Origin of the sequence: Brevundimonas sp. S1H14 (assembly GCF_047716865.1) — a bacterium.
Taxonomy (GTDB): Bacteria; Pseudomonadota; Alphaproteobacteria; order Caulobacterales; family Caulobacteraceae; genus Brevundimonas; species Brevundimonas naejangsanensis.
The window spans coordinates 245,451-266,078 of the sequence record NZ_CP136679.1; the positions used below are offsets into that span (position 1 = coordinate 245,451).

The window sequence follows — 20,628 nt, forward strand, 5'->3', positions numbered from 1 at the left end:
CGCCTTCAGGGCCAATCAGGCGCGGCCGTCTATTCCGGCGCGAAGGCGCGGACGAAACGGCGCGCGACCTCGCGCGCCCTGGCGGGCAGGTCGGCGATGTCGGGATGGGGCAGGCCCAGCACCGAGCGCAGATGGCCGTGGCCCAGCGCCATGCCGGTGAACATTTCGGCGGCGGCCAGGGCGTCGGGGACCGCCAGCCGCCCCGCCTCGTCCTGCGCCTTCAGCCAGGCGGCGATGCGCCGGACGCTCTCGCCCGGACCGGCGTCATAGATGGCGCGCGCCAGCTCCGGCGCTTCGGGCGAGACCAGGGCCACGCCGCGCAGGGAGGCGCCCTTGCCGCCCGTGCAGATCTTGCCGATCAGGGTCTCGGCGATGGCGGCCAGCACCGCTTCGGGCTCGGCGCCTGAGGTCAGGGGGGCGGTGATGGCGTCCGAGCGCTGGGCCGCCAGCGCCCGACCGATCTCGGTCTTGGTCGCAAAGCGATTGTAGAGGGTCTGTTTCGAGACGCCCGCGCGCCGGGCGATCTCGCTCATCGAGGCCTTGGCGCCTTTTTCGACAAACAGGCCTGAAGCCGCCTCCAGTATGGCCTGGCTCTTCTGTTCGTCGATCTGGCCGCGGGCGCGGGGCATCAGTGAACGTCCGAGGAAGCGGCGGCGGGATTGGGCTTGGCCGGTTTGGACAGCAGCGTCAGGAATCCTGCGCAGGCGCAACCGACGGCCAGCAGGGCGAAGGCGTCGCCAAAAGCCAGGGTCGTCGCCTGTTTCTGCAACATCCCATAGATCGCCTTCATCGCCGAGGCCTGCGGGTCGATGGAGCCCGAGAAACGCACGGCCATGCCGGCGATCATGTCGCGGACTCCCTGATGGGTCTGGTCGATGGCGCTGGTCAGCTCGGCCATGTGCAGGGCGGTGTTCTGGGTCAGGGAGGTGTTGAGGATGGCCAGGCCGAAGGCGCCGCCGACGTTGCGCGCCAGGTTCACCAGGCCCGAGGCGTTCTTGACCATATGCGGGGGCAGGGTGGCCATCGTCACCTGCTGCGAGGCGATCATGGCCAGCATGACGCCGGCACCGCGCATGGCCTGGACCCCGGCGAACTCCCAGAAGCCCCACTGGTCCGTGACGATGCGGGCGTCCCACATGCCCCAGGCGGCCAGCATGAAACCGACAAACATCAGGATGCGCGCGTCGACCTTGCGCACCAGCCGCCCGGCGAAGGGGGCGGTGGCGAACATGGCCAGACCAGACACGATCATGGTGGTGCCGACCTCGGCCGCCGAATACTCGCGCACCCGACCCAGAAACAGCGGCAACAGGAAGGTGCCGCCGAACAGGGCCGCGCCGACGATGAAGGTCATCAGCACCCCCACCACGAAGTTGCGGTTGCCGAAGGCGCGCAGCTCGACGATCGGATTGCGGTAGGTCAGCGAGCGCCAGATGAAGGCCGGGCCGCAGATTCCTGCGATAATGCTGAGCAGCAGGATGTTGTCGTCCGCGAACCAGTCCTCCTTGGCGCCTTCCTCCAGCACGAACTGCAGGCTCATCAGGAAGGCGGCCATCAGGCCCAGGCCCCACCAGTCGAACCCCTTGGCCAGGCTGGGGTCTCCCTTGTCGAAATGGGCGTAGCGCCCAACCAGAAACAGGACGATCACGCCGGGGAAGACGTTGATGAAGAACAGCCAGTGCCAGCTCAACTGCTCGGTCAGATGGCCGCCCAGGGTCGGGCCGACGGTCGGGGCCAGGGTGACGATCAGCCCCATGATGACGCTGGCGGTCACGCGACGTTCGGGCGGGAAGGCGGTGAAGGCCACGGCGAAGACGGTGGGGATCATGGCCCCGCCGACAAACCCCTGAAGGGCGCGGAACAGGATCATCATCTCGATGGACGACGACAGGCCGACCATGACGCTCATGATCAGGAAGCCGGTGCAGGAGGCCAGGAAGACGATCCGCGTGCCCCATAGCCGCGACAGATAGCCCGACAGGGGGATCATCACGACCTCGGGGATCAGATAGGCGGTCTGGATCCAGCTGATCTCATCGGCCGAGGCGCCGACCCCCGCCTGGATCTGCGGCAGGGAGGCGGCGACGATCTGAATGTCGAGAATGGCCATGAACTGGCCGATGACCATGCCCGCGAAGCCGAGCAGCAGGGCCGTCCAGTTGATCTCGGGCTGGGCGCCCGGTGCGGTCGTTGACGGCGCCGGGGCCGATGACGCGGCCGCGTCGGTCACGGGGCGGGACTCGTATTGGCGGCTTCGGCGAAGGCGGCGCCGCCCTGGCTCTTCAGATCGACCTTGACCTCGACCGACAGGCCGGGGCGCAGGATGATCGGCTGGCCCCTGTCGTCGCGCTCGACCGCGATGCGGACCGGCACGCGCTGGGTGATCTTGGTGAAGTTGCCGGTGGCGTTCTCGACCGGGATCAGGGCGAACTCAGAGCCGGTGGCCGGGGCGAAGCTGTCGATACGCCCTTGCAGCGACCGGCCGGGGAAGGCGTCGGCCTTGATCTCGACCGATTGGCCCAGCCGCATCCGTCCGACCTGCGTCTCCTTGAAGTTGGCGACCACATAGGCATCCGTCAGCGGCACCAGGGACATCAGCTGGCCGCCCGCCTGAACGACCTGACCCACGCGCACGCCGCGCGCGCCGACGACGCCCGCCACCGGGGCGCGGATCACCGTGCGCTCCAGCGTCAGCTGCGCCTGCTCGACCAGGGCGCGCGCCTGCTCCACGGCGGCCACGCTCTGCTGGCGCGACGAGCCCAGGACGGCGGCGGTGCGCTGCTGGGCGGTCAGGGCGGCCTGGGCCTGGGCGACCGAGGCGCTGGCGGTCTCGGCCGAGGCGCGCTGGGTCTCGATGCGCTGCTGCGACACCCAGCCCTGATCGGCCAGCTTGCCGTAGCGGTCGACCTCGGCGCGGGCGAGATTGGACTGGGCCTGGGCCTGGGTCACGGCGGCGGCGCGGGCGGCGATGTTGGCCTGTTCCTGTTCGGCGCGGGCGTCGACATTGGCTACGGCGGCGTCCAGAGCCGCCAGATTGGCCTGGGCCTGAGCCAGGGCGGCGCGGGCGTCCGCATCATCCAGCCGGACCAGAATCTGACCGGCCTCGACGCGCTGGTTGTCCTTGACCAGGACCTCGACCACCTCGCCGCCGATGCGCGGACTGACAGCCACGGTGTCGGCCTGGACGAAGGCGTTGTCGGTGCCTTCCCAGCGCTGCTTGCCCTGCCACCAGACGACGCCTCCGACGATGAGGCCAAGGCCGACGACGGCGGCGACGATCAGGGGCAGGCGCTTCTTGAGCGGGGCGGGGAGGGCCATGGGGGAGACAGCTCGCTTGGAATTTCGCGCGTAAAATGGACGGCGGCGTCCAGAATACAAGGGCGAACTGCGTAAAAATGTCGCAGAGGACGCGTTCAGTCCCGCGCCGGCGCGAAATCGGCGCGCTCGAACCGCTGTCCCCGTTTCACGGTGAAGACCAGACGGCGCAGATTGGCCACGTCGGCCGACGGATCGCCCGCCACGAAGATCATGTTCGCCAGTTTGCCCGCCGCCAGCGTCCCCATATCGGCTTCCTGATTCAGGGCGCGGGCGGCGGTGGCTGTGGCGGCGACGATGACGTCGCCCGGCGTCATGCCGACAGCGTTCTGCAGCAGCTCCATCTCTTCCAGCAGGGCGGGCCAGGGATCGGCCTCCGGCGTCTCTCCGTCGGTGCCGGCGGCGATGGCGACCCCGGTGCGATAGGCCTGACGGGTCAGGGCGAAGACCATCGGCCCCGAACAGATCGGCTGGCGGGCGCCCGGCCGGTCGGAGACGGCGCGTTCCTGATCGGCGTAGACCCAGACGGTGGCGTCCAGGACGATCCCCTTGTCGCGCATCTGGTTCAGCAGGCCCTGCACCACCCGATTGTCGCCATTGAGGAAGGGGGCGCGGTCGATCGGCGTGCGGCTGGCGTAGCTCTGGGGGCGATCGGCGGGCGCCTGGGCCTGGTGGGCCAGGATGCAGGCGTGGGACATGACGTCGGGACCGGCGTCGATCACCTCCTGCGGCGTCGCCGGATAGACCATGGCGTGGGTCCAGACCGGAAGGCCCTGGCGATGGGCCTCGGCCGTGATCGCGCCGATCCGCTCCGCCGGCAGGTCGGCGTAGATCTTGATTCCGGAGGCGGAGGTTCCGCGCGCCATGGCGACGGCCAGGGGCAGGTCCGTCTCGGTGGTGATCGCCTGCATCCAGGGCGTTCGGCCCGGAATCTCGCCCGCCGTCACAGCCCTGGTGCGCGGGTCGTTGAAGAAGCCTTCACCCGCCATGAGAGCAGCGTAATAGATGTCGGGCGACGGAACCTCTCCCACCCGCGCCTGGCGCGCCAGTTCGCCGACGGAGCGCAGGTCGTCGGCCATGCCGCGAACGGCGGTGACGCCCGAGTAGAGCCAGCGCCGCATGTGGACATGCGCCCTGTCGGCGTTCGGCGGCGTGGCGATATGCACATGGCTGTCGATCAGACCGGGCAGGACATGAAGGCCGGAGACATCGACCCGTTCGGCGCTTGACGGCATGGCGTCGGCGTCAGGCTGGATCGCCAGGATGCGTTCGCCCTGAACAAGGATTGTGGTTCCGCGGCGCGGCGCGGCGCCTGTGCCGTCGATCAGGACCGCGCCGTGATAGGCGATGACGGGCGTGTCGGCGGCGGGGGTCTGGGCGGACGCCGACACGGCCAACGCAAAAAAGGCCGCTGCCGTCAGCGCGCGCGATAAATGGATCATGACCGTCTTTTCCCCTTGTCCCTGTTGCGGCTTGGGGGAAGGCGCTGCGGGCGTCAAGCGGCCCACCCCCGTTGACGAGGCGTCCGTGGAAGGCGAAGCCAGACGCATGACTGGCCGAAAATCGACCCTATCTGCGCCCGCCGCCCGCCCGCGCGCCGCTTCCCGCACCGCCAAGGCCGCCCTGACCCCGCCGCCGGGCAAGCGCTCGCGTCAGCCGAAAAAGGCGCCGGTCGGCGCGATCATCAGCTGGCCGCCGGACGAGGATCGGGTGGAGGAGATCTTTGTCCGCCTGTCGGGCGTCATGCCGGACCCGAAGACCGAGCTGGATTTCGTCAATCCCTATACGCTGGTCGTGGCCGTGGCTCTGTCCGCCCAGGCGACGGACGTGGGGGTGAACAAGGCGACCAAGGCCCTGTTCGCCGTCGCCGACACGCCGCAGAAGATGCTGGCCCTGGGCGAGGAGGGATTGATCCCGCTGATCGCCTCGATCGGCCTTTACCGGACCAAGGCGAAGAACGTCATCGCCGCCGCGCGGATGCTGCTCGAGAAACACGGCGGCGAGGTGCCGCTGAACCGCGCCGACCTGCAGGCCCTGCCCGGCGTGGGGCGCAAGACGGCCAGCGTGGTGCTGAACGAACTGGGGATCGAGCCGGCCATTGCGGTGGACACCCACGTCTTCCGTGTCTCGCACCGGCTGGGGCTGGCCAACGCCGCGACGCCGGACAAGGTGGAGGCGCAACTGCACCAGGTGGTGCCCGAGGCCTGGCTGCCCAAGGCGCATCACTGGTTGATCCTGCACGGCCGCTACACCTGCCTGGCGCAGAGGCCGAAATGCGAAGGCTGTGTGATCTCCGACCTGTGCCCGTCGCGGGCCAGCTTCATGGGGGTGTAATCGTTTCTCTTCCGTCATCCTCCGGCGAGCGGAGCGAGACCGGGGGACCCAGCGGCGCCGAAGGCGATCTTCCCGTCAGCGCCGCCTCTGCCTTCTTCGCGCTCACGCGCGCCGCTGGGTCCCCCGGTCTGCGCCGCTGCGCGGCTTGCCGGAGGATGACGGAAGTGGAGTGCTAGCGTCAGCGCTCCAGCCGGGCCCGCACCGCTTGGCCGAAGCGGGCTCCGGCTTGCGGCGCGGCGGCCAGGTAGAAGTCCGGCTCGATCAGCTCCGCCTCCATCAGCACCCAGTCGCCGTCGTCGTTCAGGGTCATGTCGATGCGGGCGTAGAGCAGGTCCTCGTCGATGGCGGCCAGGGTGCGCTCGGCTAGGTCCAGCGCGCCCTGCGGCGCGACGTCCAGCGCCTGATACTGACCGCCATATTGGGTCTGGATGCGGAACTCGCCCGCCGCGCCGGGGCGCTTGTTGACGACATGGCTCAACTCTCCGCCGAAATAGAGCAGGGAGGTCTCGCCCTCGGTCTCGATGGCCTTGAGATAGGGCTGGATCATCGTGCCGCCGACGGGGGCGTTGGCCAGGGCCATGTCCAGGGGCTCGCCCGCCGTCACCCGCAGGGTGCGCCAGGCGCCGCCCGAGACGGTCGGTTTGACGATCAGGGTCTCGGCGCCGATCGCGGCGAAGGCGGCTTCCAGAACCGTAGCGTCCACATGGTCGGCGAAGATCGTCCGCGGGACGGCGACGCCCTTTTCCGACAGGCGGGCCAGATAGCGTTTGTCGGCGTTCCAGCGCAGGGTTTGGGCGGGATTGGCCAAAGGCGCGCCCGCCTCGGACCAGGTCGTGCAGGCCTGGAGCCAGCGGTCGTGATCCTGATGATAGCCCCAGACAAGCAGCGGCAGGACCAGGGGAAAGTCCATCAGGGCGCGGGCGTTCTCGACATGGTCGGTCCACGGCGTCGGCCGCGCCGTGATCCCCGCCGTCGCCAACGCCTCGCCCAGCCGGTCCAGCACGCCGGGCCACAGGGTCGAATAGGTGGGATCGGCCGGATCGGGGGTCAGGACGGCGACGTCGGTCATGGCGCGGCTCCGCAAGCCCCGGCGAGGGGCGTCTGCAACAGGTCCGACGGCTTTAGGCCGGTTTTCGCTCGCGGCGAAGGTCTGAAGTCTGGTGCGCGGCCGTCTGCCCCGCTATGGGGCGCGGATGACCCAAGCCCTGCCCGCCTTCGCCCAAAACACCCGCTTCGACGTCTGCGCCCTTGGCAACGCCATCGTCGACGTCCTGGCGCCGTGCGAACCGGCCTTCCTGGAAGCCAAGGGCCTGGTCCCCGGCTCGATGCAACTGGTCGACGAGGAACAGAGCGCGACCCTGTATGACGCCATGGCGGCGGGGGTCGAGGCGTCCGGCGGTTCGGCGGGCAACACCGTCGCGGGCGTCGGCTCGTTCGGCGGGCGCGCCGCCTATATCGGCAAGGTGGCGAAAGACACCCTGGGCGAGGTCTTCAGCCACGACATCCGCGCCGTCGGCGTCCACTTCGATACCCCCGCGCTGGAAGACGGCGCCGGAAACGGCTTCGGCACGGGCCGCTGCCTGATCAACGTCACGCCGGACGGCCAGCGCACCATGTGCACCTTCCTGGGCGCCGCCAACCAGCTGACCACGGCGGACGTGGACGCCGCTGTGATCGGCGACAGCGCCATCGTCTATCTGGAGGGCTATCTGTTCGACCCGGCCCCGGCCCGCGCCGCCTTTGAGGCCGCCGCCGCCTCCGCCCATGCGGCGGGCCGCAAGGTCGCCATCACCCTGTCCGACAGCTTCGTCGTGCATCGCTGGCGCGCCGAGCTGCTGGAGTTCATCGAGACCTCGGCCGACATCGTCCTGGCCAATGAGGCCGAGTTGCACGCCCTGTTCGAGACCGAGGACTTCGACCATGCCGCCGCCCACCTGGGCCGCATCGTCGAGGTGGCGGCCGTGACGCGCGGGGCCGCCGGTTCGGTGCTGTTCCGTGGCGACGAACGGGTCGAGGTCGAAGCCTATCCGGTCGAGAAGGTCGTCGACACCACCGGCGCCGGCGATCAGTACGCGGCGGGCGTGCTGCTGGGCCTGTCGCGCGGCCTGTCTCTGGCGCAGGCCGGAGCGCTGGGCTCGCTGGCGGCGTCGGAGGTCATCGGCCACTGGGGGCCGCGTCCGATGGTCGGGCTGAAGGATCTGGCCGCCCGGCACGGCCTGAGCCTTTAAGGCAGCGACAAAGGGCAGGATGCCGCGCCCGCTTGCCGTGGGGCGCGGGGCCGCGTAATCGGCTGCCCATGTTCGGCCTCGCCAATCCCGACCGTTTCATGCGCTTCACCGGCCCCCTGGTCCCGGTGCTGTGGATCTGCGCGCTCGGCCTGCTGCTGCTCGGGACCTGGTTCAGCTTCACCGCGCCCGCCGATTATCAGCAGGGCGACACCGTCCGCATCATGTTCATCCACGTCCCGGCGGCCAGTCTGGGCCTGATGGCCTACGGGGCGCTGGGCGTGTCCAGCTTCTTCGCCCTGGTGTTCCGCCATCCGCTGGCCGATGCGGCGGCGCGGGCGGCCGCCGTGCCGGGCGCGGCCTTCACGGCTCTGGCCCTCGTCACCGGCTCCCTGTGGGGCCAGCCGATGTGGGGGACGTGGTGGGTGTGGGACGCGCGCCTGACCAGCGTGCTGGTGCTGTTCCTCTTCTACCTCGGCTACATGGCCCTGCGCGCCTCGATCGACGACGAGGCCAAGGCGGCGCGCGCGGCGGCGGTGCTGGGCCTAGTGGGCCTGATCAACCTGCCGATCGTGAAGTTCTCGGTCGACTGGTGGAACACCCTGCACCAGCCCGCGTCGCTGCTGCGGTCGGGCGGTACCAGCGTGGACCCGGTCTTCCTGCCTGCCCTGCTGACGATGATGGCGGCCTACGCCGTGCTGTTCGGCGCGATCTGGCTGACGTCCATCAGGACGGAGGTCCGGCGCCGTCGTGTTCTGACCCTTCGCGCCCGCGCGGCGCTGGAAGCCTGAGGAGTTCGCCATGCCTGATCTGGACATGAGCCCCTACGGCGCCTTCGTCTGGCCGGCCTGGGGCATCAGCGCCGTGGTGCTGGCCGCCCTGTCGGCTCGCGCCCTGATCGCCGCCCGCCGCTGGAAGCGCGAACTGGCCCGTCTGGAGGCCGAGCGCAAATGAAGCGCTGGCTGGCCCTGCTGCCCATCGTCGTTCTGGTCGCGCTGGGCGTCTTCCTGATGACGCAGATGGACCGAATGGCGGGCGACCCCGCCGCCGGGCCGACCTATCGTCCCGACGCCCTCGTCGGTCAGCCGATCCCCGAGGCGACGGTTCTGCCAATCCTGTCGGAGGGCAAGGCGAGCGATGACCTTCTGGATATGAAGACGGCGGGCGTGGGCAAGCCGATGATCGTCAACGTCTTCGCCAGCTGGTGCGCGCCGTGCCGTCTGGAGCATCCGCAGCTGATGACGCTGAAGGACCAGGGGATCGCCGTGGTCGGCGTGGCCTATAAGGACGATCCCGTCGCCACCGACGCCTTCCTGCAGGAACTGGGCGATCCCTATCGTCTGGTGCTGGTTGATCGTGAGGGCCGGGCCGGGCTGGATCTGGGCGTGTCGGGCGTGCCGGAAAGCTTCGCCGTCGACGCCTATGGGACCATCGTCGCCAAGTCCTCGGGGCCGGTGCTGACGGACGCCGATCTCAAGAAGCTCACCGACGCCCTGAACGCGCCCGCGCGTTGAGCGGATCACCCGAAACAGGGTGAATCGAGCGTTAACCGTATTTAGACGAAGGGCGGGCATCCTCGTCCCATGTCCGCGATTTCGTCCGAGCGGCCGGCCTTTCCGCCTCAGGCGGGCGGCGCGGCCCATGCCCTGAGAACGGCCCAGTCGGCCTTCTTCCGTCAGGCCATGGGGCTGGCGGCGCCGATTGCGGCTGAGACAGAGACGGCGCGTCACGTGGCGGCGGCTTCTACGCCGGTCGAACAGGCGGCGCCGAGCGCGCGCCTGCAGCGCCCCGGCTCCCTGCTCGACATTCGGGTTTAGAGCGCAGTCAGAATCTCCGCTCATCCCGGCGGACGCCGGGACCCAGCGCTTTGGCTGCAAAGCACTTCGCTGGCCGGTTAGGCGATTTTTCCCTGTAAAGCGCGTGGCTCTTACTGAGTCACGCCTCCGCGGGGATAAGCGGGATAGGAAGACCTCAGCCTTCAGCCGCATCCTTGAGCGGGACCACGACGGCGTCAGCGACGTCATCAGCCTGCGGTTGATCTGCGATTACCTCGCCCTTTTTCTTCTTCTTGCCGCGACCATCGCTCTTGCCGTCGCCCTTGCGCGCGGCCTTTTCCGCCTTCTTGGCTTCCTTGGCGGCTTTCTTCGCGGCCTTGATCTCGGCGCGAGCCTGTTCGGGAACGGCGTCGGCGGCGTCGGACAGACTGCACAGCAGGTCCAGGAAGCTGTCGCGTTTGGATTTGGGCAACAGGGCCATGATCCGCTTGTCGGCGGCCTCGACGCGCGGGCGGGCGGCCAGCAGGGCGGCCTCGCCCTCGGGCGACAGGCGCACCGCCTTGGCGCGGGCGTCCAGCGTCGAACGCTCGCGCTCCAGCAGGCCCTTGGTCGTCATGCGCGCCACCAGGTCGGCCAGGGTCGAGCGGTCGATGCCGGTGGCCTTGACCAGATCCGTCTGCGTCAGGCCCGAACGGGCGGCCACGGCCTCCAGCACGGCGAACTGGCGCTGGGTCAGGCCGTCCGGCCCGGCTTCCTCGGCGTAGATGTCCAACGCCAGCTGCAGCGCCCGGTGCATCAGGTGGCTGGGGGATTCCGCCAGCCCGCCCTTGATCTTCGCCTGCTTGCCCGACTTGATCATCGTCTTCATTCCCGAACAGCCTGATACCGGCCGTGGCCGGATGATGCTGCAACAGCTAACAGCCGCCCTTAACGCTTTAACGACGCAAACGCTGACGGTTTGAAGACATTTAAGTGGGCCTACCGCGCGTTCGCGCTACTTGAGGCCGTTATTGGCGGGCTACCGGGCTTCGTCCTACTTGAGGCCCCGGAAATGGATGACGGTGGGAGGCGGGGCGGCTGTCAGAGCCCCGTGTCGGGCGAGATGGGGCCGGGCTCTTCGTCCTTGATCATGTTCTTCATGATCAGCGGCACCTGCGACAGGCCGAAGACCGAGGCGGCGATCCACAGTACGCCGCGGAAGGCGGTCCAGACACCGTTCGGATCGGGCGTGCCAAGGTTCAGGGCCGACCAGATGGCGGTGACGGCGGTCGGGCTGCGGAACACCTCATTGGCGATGGCGACGGCCAGGAAGTAGAGGCCGTAACGGAAGGTCAGCTTGCGCCAGGCTTCATCCGTCACCTTGAGGGCCGAGCCCAGCAGGGCCTTGAACGGAGACTTCTTCAACGGGATCGAGCCGAGCAGGACAGCCGCCAGCAGGCCGTTCTGCACCGTCAGCTTCAGCTTCACGAACAGATCGTCGTCGGTGACGATGGTCAGCACGCCGAACACCAGGGCGAAGCCGCCGGTGATCAGGGGCATGGGCGCCAGGCGGCGCTCCAGGAAGAAGCCGACGGCCAGGGCGATCATCGAGGCGATGACCAGCACCCAGGTCGCCTTGATCATGTCGCGGGTGATGAAATAGGCGGCCATGAAGGCGACCAGGGCGCCGAAATCGACGGCCTGACGGATCCATTGCGGACGTTTGCTCTGGGTCGTTTCACTCATGGATCAGTCCTCAAGCCCGACCAGAGATCGGGAAAACGCGCGGGCGTCGAAAGGTTGCAGATCCTCGACCCCTTCGCCGACGCCGATCAGCTTGATCGGGGCGTCCGAAGCCTGGGCCACCGGCACCAGGACGCCGCCGCGCGCCGTGCCGTCCAGCTTGGTCATCACTACGCCCGAGACATAGGCGGTGCGGCCGAAGATCTTTTCCTGCTCCAGCGCATTGCGGCCGACGGTGGCGTCCAGCACCAGCAGGGTCTCGTGCGGGGCGTCGGGGTCGACCTTCTTCAGCACGCGCACGATCTTCAGCAGTTCGTCCATCAGGGTGGACTTGTTCTGCAGCCGCCCGGCCGTGTCGATCAGCACGACGTCGAAGCCTTCTTCCTTCGCCTTGGTGAAGGCGTCGAAGGCCAGTCCTGCGGCGTCGGCGCCGTCGCGACGGCTCTCGAAATGAGCGCCGGCGCGGTCGGCCCAGACCTTGAGTTGCTCACGGGCGGCGGCGCGGAAGGTGTCGCCGGCGACGATCATCACCTTGGCGCCCTTGGCTGTCAGGTCCGAGGCGATCTTGCCCAGCGTCGTGGTTTTGCCCGAGCCGTTGACGCCGACAAACAGGACCACATAGGGCTTGGGCCCGCTGAGAGGATCGAACGTCGCTTGGCGCGGCGTCAGTTCGGCGGCCACGGCCTCGGCCAGCGCCTCCTTGACCTCGCGCTCGTCGGAGGTCTTGCCGAAACGCAGGGCCCGGAAGCGCTCGACGATGCGGGCCGAGGCGGCGGGGCCGAGGTCGCTCTCGATCAGATGCTCCTCCAGCCGCTCCAGCGCCTCCTCCGAGAGGGGCTCCTTCGCGAAGGTCGAGACGACCTGATCGGTCATCTGCTTGGAGGATCGGGACAGACCCGCGCTCAGCCGCTGAAACCAGCCTTTTTTGGGCGTATCGCTCATGCGCAGAGCCTTAGCCGAGAGCGGTTCTCAGGTCACTATAAACCGCAGTCCTTGGGCTTCACCGCGCAACCCTATATTGATCGCGCAGGCTGTAGGGTCTGTGCCTGTGGCTCTCACTGGGTCCCGGCGTCCGCCGGGATGAGCGGAAAGATTGATGGCGAAGTCCGAGACGCATCCCTTCCACGCCCCGAGCAGCCACGGCTTCGTGCGCGTCGCCGCGGCGACGCCTGTGGTTCATATCGCCGACCCGGCCGCCAACGCTGAAGAACACGAACGGCTGATCCGTCAGGCGGGGGCGCAGAGCGTGGACCTGCTGATCTTCCCCGAACTTTCGCTGAGCGCCTACGCCATCGACGACCTGCACATGCAGGCGGCCCTGCTGGAAGAGGTCGAGCGCCAGATCGCCCGTCTGGCCGGGGTCGCGGACGAAGCGGGCGTCATCGCCGTCATCGGCGCACCGATCCGCAACGGGGACGCCCTGTTCAACTGCGCCGTGGTGCTGGGCGGGGGCGAGGTGCTGGGCGTGGTTCCCAAGACCTATCTGCCCAACTATCGCGAATATTATGAGAAGCGCTGGTTCGCGCCCGCCGCCAGCCGCAGCGAGGACGCTGTCCTGTTGAACGGTACGAGCGTCGACTTCGCGCCGGGCTTGATCTTCGAGGCGAACAATCGGCCGGGTTTCGTCTTCGCGGTCGAGATCTGCGAGGACTTCTGGGCGCCGCTGCCGCCCTCGACGCGGGCGGCGTTGGCCGGGGCGCGCATCCTGTGCAACCTGTCGGCCTCCAACATCGTCATCGGCAAGGCCGACGAGCGCGCCCTGCTGTGCGCCAGCCAGTCGGCGCGGACCCTGTCGGCCTATGTCTTCGCCGCCTCGGGCTGGGGCGAGAGCACCACCGACCTGGCCTGGGACGGTCAGGCGACGATTCATGAACTGGGCGCCAGGCTGGCCGAGGGCGAGCGGTTCGCCCTGCACAGCCATCTGACCATCGCCGACGTGGACGTGGACCGGATTGGTCTGGACCGCCTGCGCAACGGCACCTTCGCCGACTGCGCCCGGATCGAGGGCGAGGCCGCGACGGTGGTTCCGTTCGAGGCGGGGGAGGGGCCGACCGACGCCTTGATCCGTCCGCTGGACCGCTTCCCCTTCGTTCCAGACGATGCGGCGCGTCTGGATCAGGACTGTTTCGAAGCCTTCAATATTCAGGTTCAGGGCCTGATGCGGCGGATGACGGCGACAGGGTCGAAGGCGCTGGTGATCGGCGTCTCGGGGGGGCTGGATTCGACGCAGGCGCTGCTTGTCGCCTGTCGCGCCTTTGATCGGCTGGAGCTGCCGCGCACCGGCATTCTGGCCTTCACCATGCCGGGTTTCGCTACTTCGGACGGCACCAAGTCTAACGCATGGGCGCTGATGAAGGCGCTGGGCGTCACCGGCGCCGAGATCGACATCCGTCCCGCTGCCGAACAGATGTTGCGCGACATCGGCCACCCCTTCGCCGATGGCCAACCGGTCCACGACATCACCTTCGAGAATGTGCAGGCGGGTCTTCGGACCGACTATCTGTTCCGTCTGGCCAATCAGAACAACGGCTTCGTTCTGGGCACCGGCGACCTGTCGGAACTGGCGCTGGGGTGGTGCACCTATGGCGTCGGCGACCACATGAGCCACTACAACGTCAACGGCGGAGTGGCGAAGACCCTGATCCAGCACCTGATCCGCTGGGTGGCCGAGCGCGGCCTGGTGGGCGAGGCGGCGGTTCCGACCCTGCACGCCATTCTGGCCACGGAGATTTCGCCGGAGCTGGTTCCTGCGGGCGCCGACGGGGCGATCCAGTCGACGCAGTCAATTGTCGGCCCCTATGCGCTGAACGACTTCTTCCTGTTCTACATCAGCCGTTTCGGCCTGAAGCCGTCGAAGGTCGCCTATCTGGCGCATCAGGCGTGGGGCGACGTCGGGCGCGGAGACTGGCCGCAGGGCCTGCCGGAGGCGGAGCGGGTCGCTTACGACCTGGCGACCATCAAGGGGTGGTTGAGGAAGTTCCTGATCCGCTTCTTCCAGACCAGCCAGTTCAAGCGCTCTGCCGTGCCGAACGGGCCCAAGGTGGTCACGGGCGGGTCGCTGTCGCCGCGCGGAGACTGGCGCGCGCCGTCGGATTCCTCGGCGCGGGTGTGGCTGGACGAATTGGACGCCAATACCCCTGAAGGTTGAAAGCGCCGTTTCGGGGTTTACCCGCCTGCATGACGCGGGTTAGCGTTTTGACCTCCCCGCCCTCTGTGAGACTGACATAGCCCGGTCGTGCGGGAGAGCCCGGACCTGTCCGGGTCAGCCTTGGGGCTGAGCGTTCGGGACTGAAGAAGGATACGCCATGCGTTTTGCAACGGCCGCCGCCCCGACCGCCATTCTGGCCGCTCTATTTCTGACCGCCGCGCCCGCTCTGGCGCAGGACGCCGCTGAACCGGCGCCCGCCGCCGCGCCCGCCCCGACCGGCGAACCCACCGACGCCGAACTGGCTCAGTTCGCCGCAGCCATGAAGACGGTCCAGAGCGTGGCCGCCTCCGTCCAGAACGGAACGCCCACAGAGGAGCAGCAGGCCCAGATGGCCGGCGCCGTGCAGAACTCGGGCCTGGCCGTCGAGCGCTTCAACGCCATTTCCGCCGCCGTTTCCAGCGATCCCGTCCTGCAGGCGCGCGCCGCCGTGGCCGGCGCCGCCCCGTCTGCGCCGGGCTCGGTCGGCGCGGGCGTCACCGATGCGGAAGCCGGTCAGTTCGCCGTCGCAATGGCCGAGATTTCCGGCATCGCCCGCGCCTTGAACGGCGCCCAGCCGAATGAGGAGCAGCAGGCCCAGATGGCCGCCGCCATCCAGAACTCGGGCCTCGACATCGAGCGTTTCAACGCCATTTCCGCCGCCACGGCCCAGGACGAGCACCTTCAGGCGCGCATCGCCCTTGCCCAGGCGCGTCAGGCCGAATAGGCCCATAGGGGACGGGCCGTCGCGATGCGGCGGCCCTCTCTCTATTTCAGGCAGGACCGATCATGAGCGACGACGTCACCAAGGACACCAACGGCAACATCCTGTCGGACGGCGACAGCGTGACCCTGATCAAGGACCTGAAGGTCAAGGGCTCGGGCGGGGTGACGCTGAAGCGCGGCACAATGGTCAAGAACATCCGCCTGACCGGCGATCCCGAAGAAATCGAAGCCAACGTCGAAAAGGTGCGCGGCCTGGTCCTGCGCACGGAGTTCGTCAAGAAGGCGTAATTTAAGGGGCCTATCGCGCTTCGCGCTACTTGAGGCCCGTGACTTGGTGACCCGGTCATCCCGGAAGCCCGCAGGGCTATCCGGGACCGCCGGGAGCGCGGCGTTTCAACGGCTGGCGGCGGGGCCTCGGGCGGTCCCGGCTCTCAGCTCCGCTGCGGCCGGGATGACGGAAGGCCGGCTCAGCCCACGCCCGTCAGGAATTCGAAGATGGCCGCCCGCGCTTCGGGCTCGTCCAGCATGGGCGCGTGCCCGACGCCGGGGACCTCGGCATAGACCATGGCGGGCGCCGCCTTCCTCATCTTGTCGGCGATGGCGGGGCTGAGCAGGTCGGACGTTCCGCCGCGCACCAGCAGGGTCGGCTTCTTGCGCGCCAGCGCCCGGAACGCGGGCCACAGATTGGGGACCAGAGCCTTCGATCCGGCCGCCTTGATCGGCGCCGAGATGTCGGGGTCGTAATCCAGCACCGGCGACCCTTCCGTCCCCTCGCGGAAGATGCGGCGGGCGAAGGCGGCCCAGTCGGCCTCCGTATAGTCAGGGAAGGCCGCCTCATTGATGCGCCGGGCATAGGCGGTCGCGTCGTCCCAGCTCTCGATCACGACCGGCTGGCCGGTATAGGCGGCGATGCGGGCCAGACCCTCCACCGCGACCTCGGGACCGACGTCGTTCAGGATGGCGGCGGCGATGGCCTTGGGCTTGATGGCTGTCAGCGCCAGGGTGATCAGCCCGCCCATGGAGGTGCCGAGGAAGACCGCCTTCTCGATCCCTGACTGCTCCATCAGCGCGACCACGTCCTTGGCATAGACGTCGGGCGTATAGGTCATGGGATCGGGCGCCCGGTCCGACTGGCCGCGCCCGCGCACGTCGACGGCCAGCACGCGGCGACCGCTGTGGGCGATCAATCCGGCGATCACGCCGAAATCGGCGCTGTTGCGCGTCAGGCCGTGGATGGCGATGACCGGCAGGCGGGCCGGCCCCTCGGCAGGGGCGTAGTCGCGGGCGTAGAGGTTGAGGCCGTCCGGCGAGATCCAGCGCCGCTCGACAAAGCGGTCGGCCAGCGGGGTGGTCATCGGCATGGGGCGTCTCCCAATAGTCAGTCTACTGCGGACGACGTTAATTCATCGGATGCAGAATAGCGATCAGTCGGGCAGCAGATCGCGCATGAATTGATCCAGGTCGCCCTCGGTGAAGCGGTGACCCGCCACGCCTGCACGCCGCGCCGCCTCCATGTCCGACGGCTGGTCGCCGATCATCAGCGAGCGGGACAGGTCCAGATCATGTTCGGCCGCGGCCCTCAACAACATGCCGGGGTTGGGCTTGCGGTCGGGATGGTCCGGGTGGCGATAGCGCTCATCCGCCGCCTCGGCGTGGAAGGGACAGGCGTAGACGGCGTCGATGCGCCCCCCGCCCTCGGACAGCCGCTGGACCAGCTGGCGGTTGAAATCGTGCATGGTCTCTTCGCTGAACATGCCGCGCGCCACGCCCGACTGGTTGGTGACGATGACGGTGACATAGCCCGCTTCGTTCAGCCGCTTCACCGCCTCGGCGGCGCCGGGGATCAGCACCAGCTGGTCAGGCCGGTGCGGATAGCCGCTGTCGACGATCAGCACGCCGTCGCGGTCGAGGAAGGCCCCTGGACGTTTCACGGGTCGGCTCATGATGGCTCCGTCAGCAGGGCCGAAAAGGCTGTCATCAGATGGTAGAAGGTCGAAGCGGGAACGGCCGCATCCTGTGGCCGGCCTCCGGCGTCGAAGGCGTCGAACCACAGGCCCGGAGTATCGGTGGCCAGATGTGTCGCGAACAGGCGGTCCACCAGTCGGACCGCCCGATCCTGATCGCCACGCAGATGCAGGGCCCGCAGCAGTTCCGTCTGGGCCCACAGACGCACGCCGCCGTCGCGGACCTGTCCGATGCGGCTGATCTCGCGCACAGCCAGACCATCGGCGCGAACCCCGCAGGTCAGGGCGCTGGTATAAAGCGCGCGCGCCGCTGCGCCGTGATCCGGCAGGCCGAGGCGCGCCGCCCTGTCCAGCAGCCAGACCCATTCCATGTGGTGGCCGGGCTCGATGCACTGGCCTTCGGCGCCGGGACGCACGGTCCAATCGCGCCCATAGAACTCGCCCAGCATCAGGTGTTCGCGGTCGAAGAAGCGTCGGTTGAACAGGTCCAGCACAGACCGCGCCGCCGCCTCGAACGCGGGATCAGGCGCCGTCGCCTGCCAGGCCAGCAGGGCCTCCAGCATGTGCATGTGCGGGTTCTGGCGGCGAGGCAGGACGGGCGGCAGGGCCTCCTGCCAGCCGCCGTGTTCACGGTCGGCCATCTGGGCCTCGATGGCGGCCAGGGTCTCCAGCGCCAGAGGCCGCGCCCGCCCGTCCTTCAGCACCCGATGCGCCCCGGCCAGGGCGAACAGCACGAAGGCCAGGTCATACAGGTCCGGCGTGGCGTCGATGACGGCGCCTGCGTCGTCGGTGGCGCGCACCCACAGGCCATCGTCGCGGCGGGCGCCGTCGATCAGGGCGTCCAGTCCCGCGCGGGCGATCGCCCCGCCTTCGGTCCAGCCCATCGCCGAGGCTTCGGTAAAGACATGGATCTGGCGCGCCTGAACCCTTGTGCGACGCGGGGTGCCTGTGACGGCCCGCCCGTCGAAATCCAGCTTCTCAAAAAAGCGCCCGTCAGCGCCGATCCCGGCCTTCGCCCACAGCGGCAGGGCCTGGCCGAACAGCCAGTCGCGAACCTGTTCCTTGGCGGCGGGATCGAAGCGCATGACCCCGGCTTAGGCGGCGCCCATGTCTTTGCCAAGCCGCCCTTTCGTTGCATCGCGCAACGCGAAGTGACCCCGGGGGGTTTGTTCAGCACCCCGCCGCTTTGGTAGGACGCAGACTGACACAGACGACCCGCCTTCGCGTCCGCGCCCCGGAAGACGATCCCCCGCCGCGCCGGCCCTATCGAGAGAGCGATATCGCAATGACCATTCCCTTTATCGACCTTCAGGCCCAGCGCCTTCGCCTCGGCGGCAAGATCGAGGCCGCCGTTCAGGAGGCCGTCGTCGGCGGCGCTTGGGTCATGGGCCCGCAGGTGCGCCAGTTCGAGGCCGACCTGGCCGCCTACGGCCGGGCCAAGCACGCCCTGGGCTGCGCCAACGGCACCGACGCCCTGGCCCTGCCGCTGATGGCCTGGGGGATCGGGCGCGGCGACGCCGTCTTCGTCCCCAGCTTCACCTTCGCCGCCACCGCCGAGGTCGTGCCCTGGTTCGACGCCGAGCCGGTCTTCGTCGACGTGGACGCTGACACCTACAACATGGATCCGGCTGCGCTGGAGCGCGCCATCGAAGGGATCAAGGCCGAGGGCCGCCTCACCTCGCGCGCGGTCATCGCCGTCGACCTGTTCGGTCAGCCCGCCGACTATCCGGCCATCAAGGCTATCTGCGACAAATATGAGCTGAAGCTGATCTCGGACTCGGCCCAGGGCTTCGGCTGCACCATCGACGGCGAACACCCGCTGAAATGGGCTGACGTGACCACCACCAGCTTCTTCCCGGCCAAGCCGCTGGGCTGCTACGGCGACGGCGGGGCGGTGCTGACCAACGACGACGAACTGGCCCAACTGATGGATTCCATCCGCGTCCACGGCAAGGCGGTCGGGGTTGACCTGAAGGATCGCACGTTCGACCACGACCCGAAATATCTGAACATGCGCATCGGCCTGAACAGCCGTCTGGACACCATTCAGGCCGCCGTTCTGATTGAGAAGCTGAAGGTCTTCGCGCAGGAGATCGAGTGGCGCAACGCCGCCGCCGCCCGCTACAATGAGGGCCTGCGTCCCCACGTCGCCAAGGTTCCGGACGTCCCGGCGGGCAACGTCTCCAACTGGGCGCAATATACGGTCGAGCATTCGGACCGCGACGCTCTGGCCGCCCATCTGAAGGAACAGGGCGTGCCGACGGCGGTCTACTATCCGATCCCGCTGCACCTGCAGCCCGCCTATGAACATTACCCGCGCGGCGCGGGCGGCCTGCCCGTCACCGAACGGCTGAAGGATGTGGTGATCAGCCTGCCGATGCACTCTGATCTGGATGCGGACACCCAGGACCGCATCATCGCCGCCGTCGCCAGCTTCAAGGCCTGACCTTCATGATCCAGCAGACCCCTCTCAAGATCGGCGTCGCGGGCGCCGGCGTCATGGGCCGAAACCACGCCCGCGTTCTGGCTGAGCTGCGCGACGTCGAGCTGACGACCGTCTTCGATCCCGACGCCGTGACGGCCGAGGGCGTGGCCGCCGCCTATGGCGCGACCGCCGTGACGACCGCCGAGGCCTTCGTCGCCGCCGGACTGGACGCCGCCGTCATCGCCACGCCGAACCGCTATCACGCCGAACTGGGCGTCGCCCTGCTGAACGCGGGCGTCCATGTGCTGGTGGAGAAGCCGATCGCGGCCACGGTGGCCGATGCTCAGGCCATGATCGATGCGGCCAAGGCGAACAACCGCGTGCTGATGGTCGGCCATGTCGAGCGCTTCAACCCGGCGGTCGAGACGGTCAAGCGCGCCATCGACGGCGACGAGATCATCTCCATCCAGATCACCCGTGTGGGCCCCTTCCCGCCGCGCATGGGTGAGGTCGGGGTGGTCATCGATCTGGCGGTGCACGACATCGACATCATCCGCCATCTGACGGGGTCGGAGATGACCGAGGTCCAGTCCCTGCTGGGCCACACCCACGCCTCACGCGAGGATTCGGCCCTGCTGCAGTTCCGCATGGACAATGGGGTGATCGCCCACATCACCACCAACTGGGTCACGCCGTACAAGACCCGCGTGCTGCAGGTGGCGACCAAGAGCCGCTTTATCGTCGCCGATCTGATCACCCGTCAGGTGACCGAATTCTTCGGCCAGCAGCCGGACGGCTCCTATTCGACGCGGATGTTGAACGCCTGGCCCGCCGAGCCGCTCAAGAAGGAGCACGAGGCCTTCATCCACGCCATCCGCAACGGCGAGACGGCGGCGGTCAGCGGCGAAGACGGCCTGCGCAATCTGGAAGTGGCGCTGAGGTGTCTGGGGGAGTGAAC

At 68.4% G+C, this 20,628-nt stretch carries 22 protein-coding genes; 11 read left to right on the forward strand and 11 right to left on the reverse strand.

Annotated features, from left to right (window positions below; genetic code table 11):
* Window positions 1–29: 29 nt before the first annotated feature.
* From RSD66_RS01155 to RSD66_RS01170, 4 genes are all read right to left on the reverse strand, one after another.
* The gene (locus RSD66_RS01155; RefSeq protein WP_415288691.1) at window positions 30–629 is read right to left on the reverse strand and encodes a TetR/AcrR family transcriptional regulator; all 600 of its coding nucleotides are present in this window, start codon (window positions 627–629) and stop codon (window positions 30–32) included.
* Window positions 629–2,230 carry a DHA2 family efflux MFS transporter permease subunit gene (locus tag RSD66_RS01160; RefSeq protein WP_024354322.1) on the reverse strand — a complete coding sequence of 534 codons (1,602 nt, stop codon included), beginning with the start codon at window positions 2,228–2,230 and terminating at the stop codon, window positions 629–631. Before RSD66_RS01160 ends, RSD66_RS01155 begins: the two co-directional genes overlap by 1 nt.
* Window positions 2,227–3,318 (reverse strand): HlyD family secretion protein, encoded by a 1,092-nt coding sequence (locus RSD66_RS01165; protein ID WP_415288692.1) that lies wholly within the window; start codon window positions 3,316–3,318, stop codon window positions 2,227–2,229. Before RSD66_RS01165 ends, RSD66_RS01160 begins: the two co-directional genes overlap by 4 nt.
* A gap of 95 nt (window positions 3,319–3,413) precedes the next feature.
* Window positions 3,414–4,757, reverse strand: coding sequence for an amidohydrolase family protein (locus RSD66_RS01170; protein WP_415288693.1), 1,344 nt, complete (start codon window positions 4,755–4,757; stop codon window positions 3,414–3,416).
* 106 nt (window positions 4,758–4,863) lie between these two features.
* Between RSD66_RS01170 and nth the strand changes: the two genes are divergently transcribed.
* Window positions 4,864–5,649: an endonuclease III gene (gene nth / locus RSD66_RS01175; protein ID WP_415288694.1), complete on the forward strand. Its 786-nt coding sequence runs from the start codon at window positions 4,864–4,866 to the stop codon at window positions 5,647–5,649.
* Between the two features lie 178 nt (window positions 5,650–5,827).
* Here nth and RSD66_RS01180 read toward each other — a convergent pair whose 3' ends face one another.
* Window positions 5,828–6,718, reverse strand: coding sequence for an ATP-grasp domain-containing protein (locus tag RSD66_RS01180; RefSeq protein WP_415288695.1), 891 nt, complete (start codon window positions 6,716–6,718; stop codon window positions 5,828–5,830).
* 124 nt (window positions 6,719–6,842) lie between these two features.
* On the opposite strand from RSD66_RS01180, the gene RSD66_RS01185 reads away from it, so the two are divergent.
* The 5 genes from RSD66_RS01185 to RSD66_RS01205 all read left to right on the forward strand — a co-directional run bounded on the left by RSD66_RS01185 (window position 6,843) and on the right by RSD66_RS01205 (window position 9,691).
* On the forward strand, window positions 6,843–7,877 hold the full coding sequence (locus RSD66_RS01185; protein ID WP_415288696.1) for an adenosine kinase: 1,035 nt from the start codon (window positions 6,843–6,845) through the stop codon (window positions 7,875–7,877).
* A 68-nt stretch (window positions 7,878–7,945) separates the two neighbouring features.
* Window positions 7,946–8,665 (forward strand): heme ABC transporter permease CcmC, encoded by a 720-nt coding sequence (ccmC, locus tag RSD66_RS01190; protein ID WP_415288697.1) that lies wholly within the window; start codon window positions 7,946–7,948, stop codon window positions 8,663–8,665.
* A gap of 10 nt (window positions 8,666–8,675) precedes the next feature.
* Window positions 8,676–8,828 (forward strand): heme exporter protein CcmD, encoded by a 153-nt coding sequence (gene ccmD / locus RSD66_RS01195; protein WP_346524539.1) that lies wholly within the window; start codon window positions 8,676–8,678, stop codon window positions 8,826–8,828.
* Entirely contained in the window at window positions 8,825–9,388 is a 564-nt protein-coding gene (locus RSD66_RS01200; protein ID WP_415288698.1) for a DsbE family thiol:disulfide interchange protein, read from the forward strand. The genes ccmD and RSD66_RS01200 overlap by 4 nt, the downstream gene beginning before the upstream one ends.
* Window positions 9,389–9,457: 69 nt before the next feature.
* Complete coding sequence (locus RSD66_RS01205) at window positions 9,458–9,691, forward strand: hypothetical protein (RefSeq protein WP_415288699.1); 234 nt, start codon at window positions 9,458–9,460, stop codon at window positions 9,689–9,691.
* A gap of 154 nt (window positions 9,692–9,845) precedes the next feature.
* Here the strand turns inward: RSD66_RS01205 and RSD66_RS01210 are convergent, their stop codons facing one another.
* The 3 genes from RSD66_RS01210 to ftsY form a co-directional block, all read right to left on the reverse strand.
* A complete protein-coding gene (locus RSD66_RS01210) occupies window positions 9,846–10,508 on the reverse strand; it encodes a MarR family winged helix-turn-helix transcriptional regulator (protein ID WP_415289615.1) in 663 nt (220 codons plus the stop codon).
* A gap of 221 nt (window positions 10,509–10,729) precedes the next feature.
* Window positions 10,730–11,374 (reverse strand): inner membrane-spanning protein YciB, encoded by a 645-nt coding sequence (locus RSD66_RS01215; protein WP_415288700.1) that lies wholly within the window; start codon window positions 11,372–11,374, stop codon window positions 10,730–10,732.
* Window positions 11,375–11,377: 3 nt separating this feature from the next.
* Window positions 11,378–12,313 carry a signal recognition particle-docking protein FtsY gene (gene ftsY / locus RSD66_RS01220; RefSeq protein WP_119413217.1) on the reverse strand — a complete coding sequence of 312 codons (936 nt, stop codon included), beginning with the start codon at window positions 12,311–12,313 and terminating at the stop codon, window positions 11,378–11,380.
* Window positions 12,314–12,467: 154 nt separating this feature from the next.
* On the opposite strand from ftsY, the gene RSD66_RS01225 reads away from it, so the two are divergent.
* From RSD66_RS01225 to RSD66_RS01235, 3 genes are all read left to right on the forward strand, one after another.
* On the forward strand, window positions 12,468–14,519 hold the full coding sequence (locus RSD66_RS01225) for an NAD(+) synthase (protein ID WP_415288701.1): 2,052 nt from the start codon (window positions 12,468–12,470) through the stop codon (window positions 14,517–14,519).
* 157 nt (window positions 14,520–14,676) lie between these two features.
* Entirely contained in the window at window positions 14,677–15,282 is a 606-nt protein-coding gene (locus RSD66_RS01230) for a DUF4168 domain-containing protein (RefSeq protein WP_415288702.1), read from the forward strand.
* Window positions 15,283–15,344: 62 nt separating this feature from the next.
* Window positions 15,345–15,569: an alkylphosphonate utilization protein gene (locus RSD66_RS01235; RefSeq protein WP_024354307.1), complete on the forward strand. Its 225-nt coding sequence runs from the start codon at window positions 15,345–15,347 to the stop codon at window positions 15,567–15,569.
* A 179-nt stretch (window positions 15,570–15,748) separates the two neighbouring features.
* Here the strand turns inward: RSD66_RS01235 and RSD66_RS01240 are convergent, their stop codons facing one another.
* From RSD66_RS01240 to RSD66_RS01250, 3 genes are all read right to left on the reverse strand, one after another.
* Complete coding sequence (locus RSD66_RS01240; RefSeq protein WP_415288703.1) at window positions 15,749–16,642, reverse strand: alpha/beta fold hydrolase; 894 nt, start codon at window positions 16,640–16,642, stop codon at window positions 15,749–15,751.
* A 63-nt stretch (window positions 16,643–16,705) separates the two neighbouring features.
* A complete protein-coding gene (locus RSD66_RS01245) occupies window positions 16,706–17,212 on the reverse strand; it encodes a D-glycero-alpha-D-manno-heptose-1,7-bisphosphate 7-phosphatase (protein ID WP_415288704.1) in 507 nt (168 codons plus the stop codon).
* Between the two features lie 8 nt (window positions 17,213–17,220).
* Window positions 17,221–18,330, reverse strand: coding sequence for an AGE family epimerase/isomerase (locus tag RSD66_RS01250; RefSeq protein ID WP_415288705.1), 1,110 nt, complete (start codon window positions 18,328–18,330; stop codon window positions 17,221–17,223).
* 200 nt (window positions 18,331–18,530) lie between these two features.
* Between RSD66_RS01250 and RSD66_RS01255 the strand changes: the two genes are divergently transcribed.
* Entirely contained in the window at window positions 18,531–19,691 is a 1,161-nt protein-coding gene (locus tag RSD66_RS01255) for a DegT/DnrJ/EryC1/StrS family aminotransferase (protein ID WP_415288706.1), read from the forward strand.
* A gap of 5 nt (window positions 19,692–19,696) precedes the next feature.
* Window positions 19,697–20,626 (forward strand): Gfo/Idh/MocA family oxidoreductase, encoded by a 930-nt coding sequence (locus RSD66_RS01260; protein WP_415288707.1) that lies wholly within the window; start codon window positions 19,697–19,699, stop codon window positions 20,624–20,626.
* The last annotated feature ends 2 nt before the right edge of the window (window positions 20,627–20,628 follow it).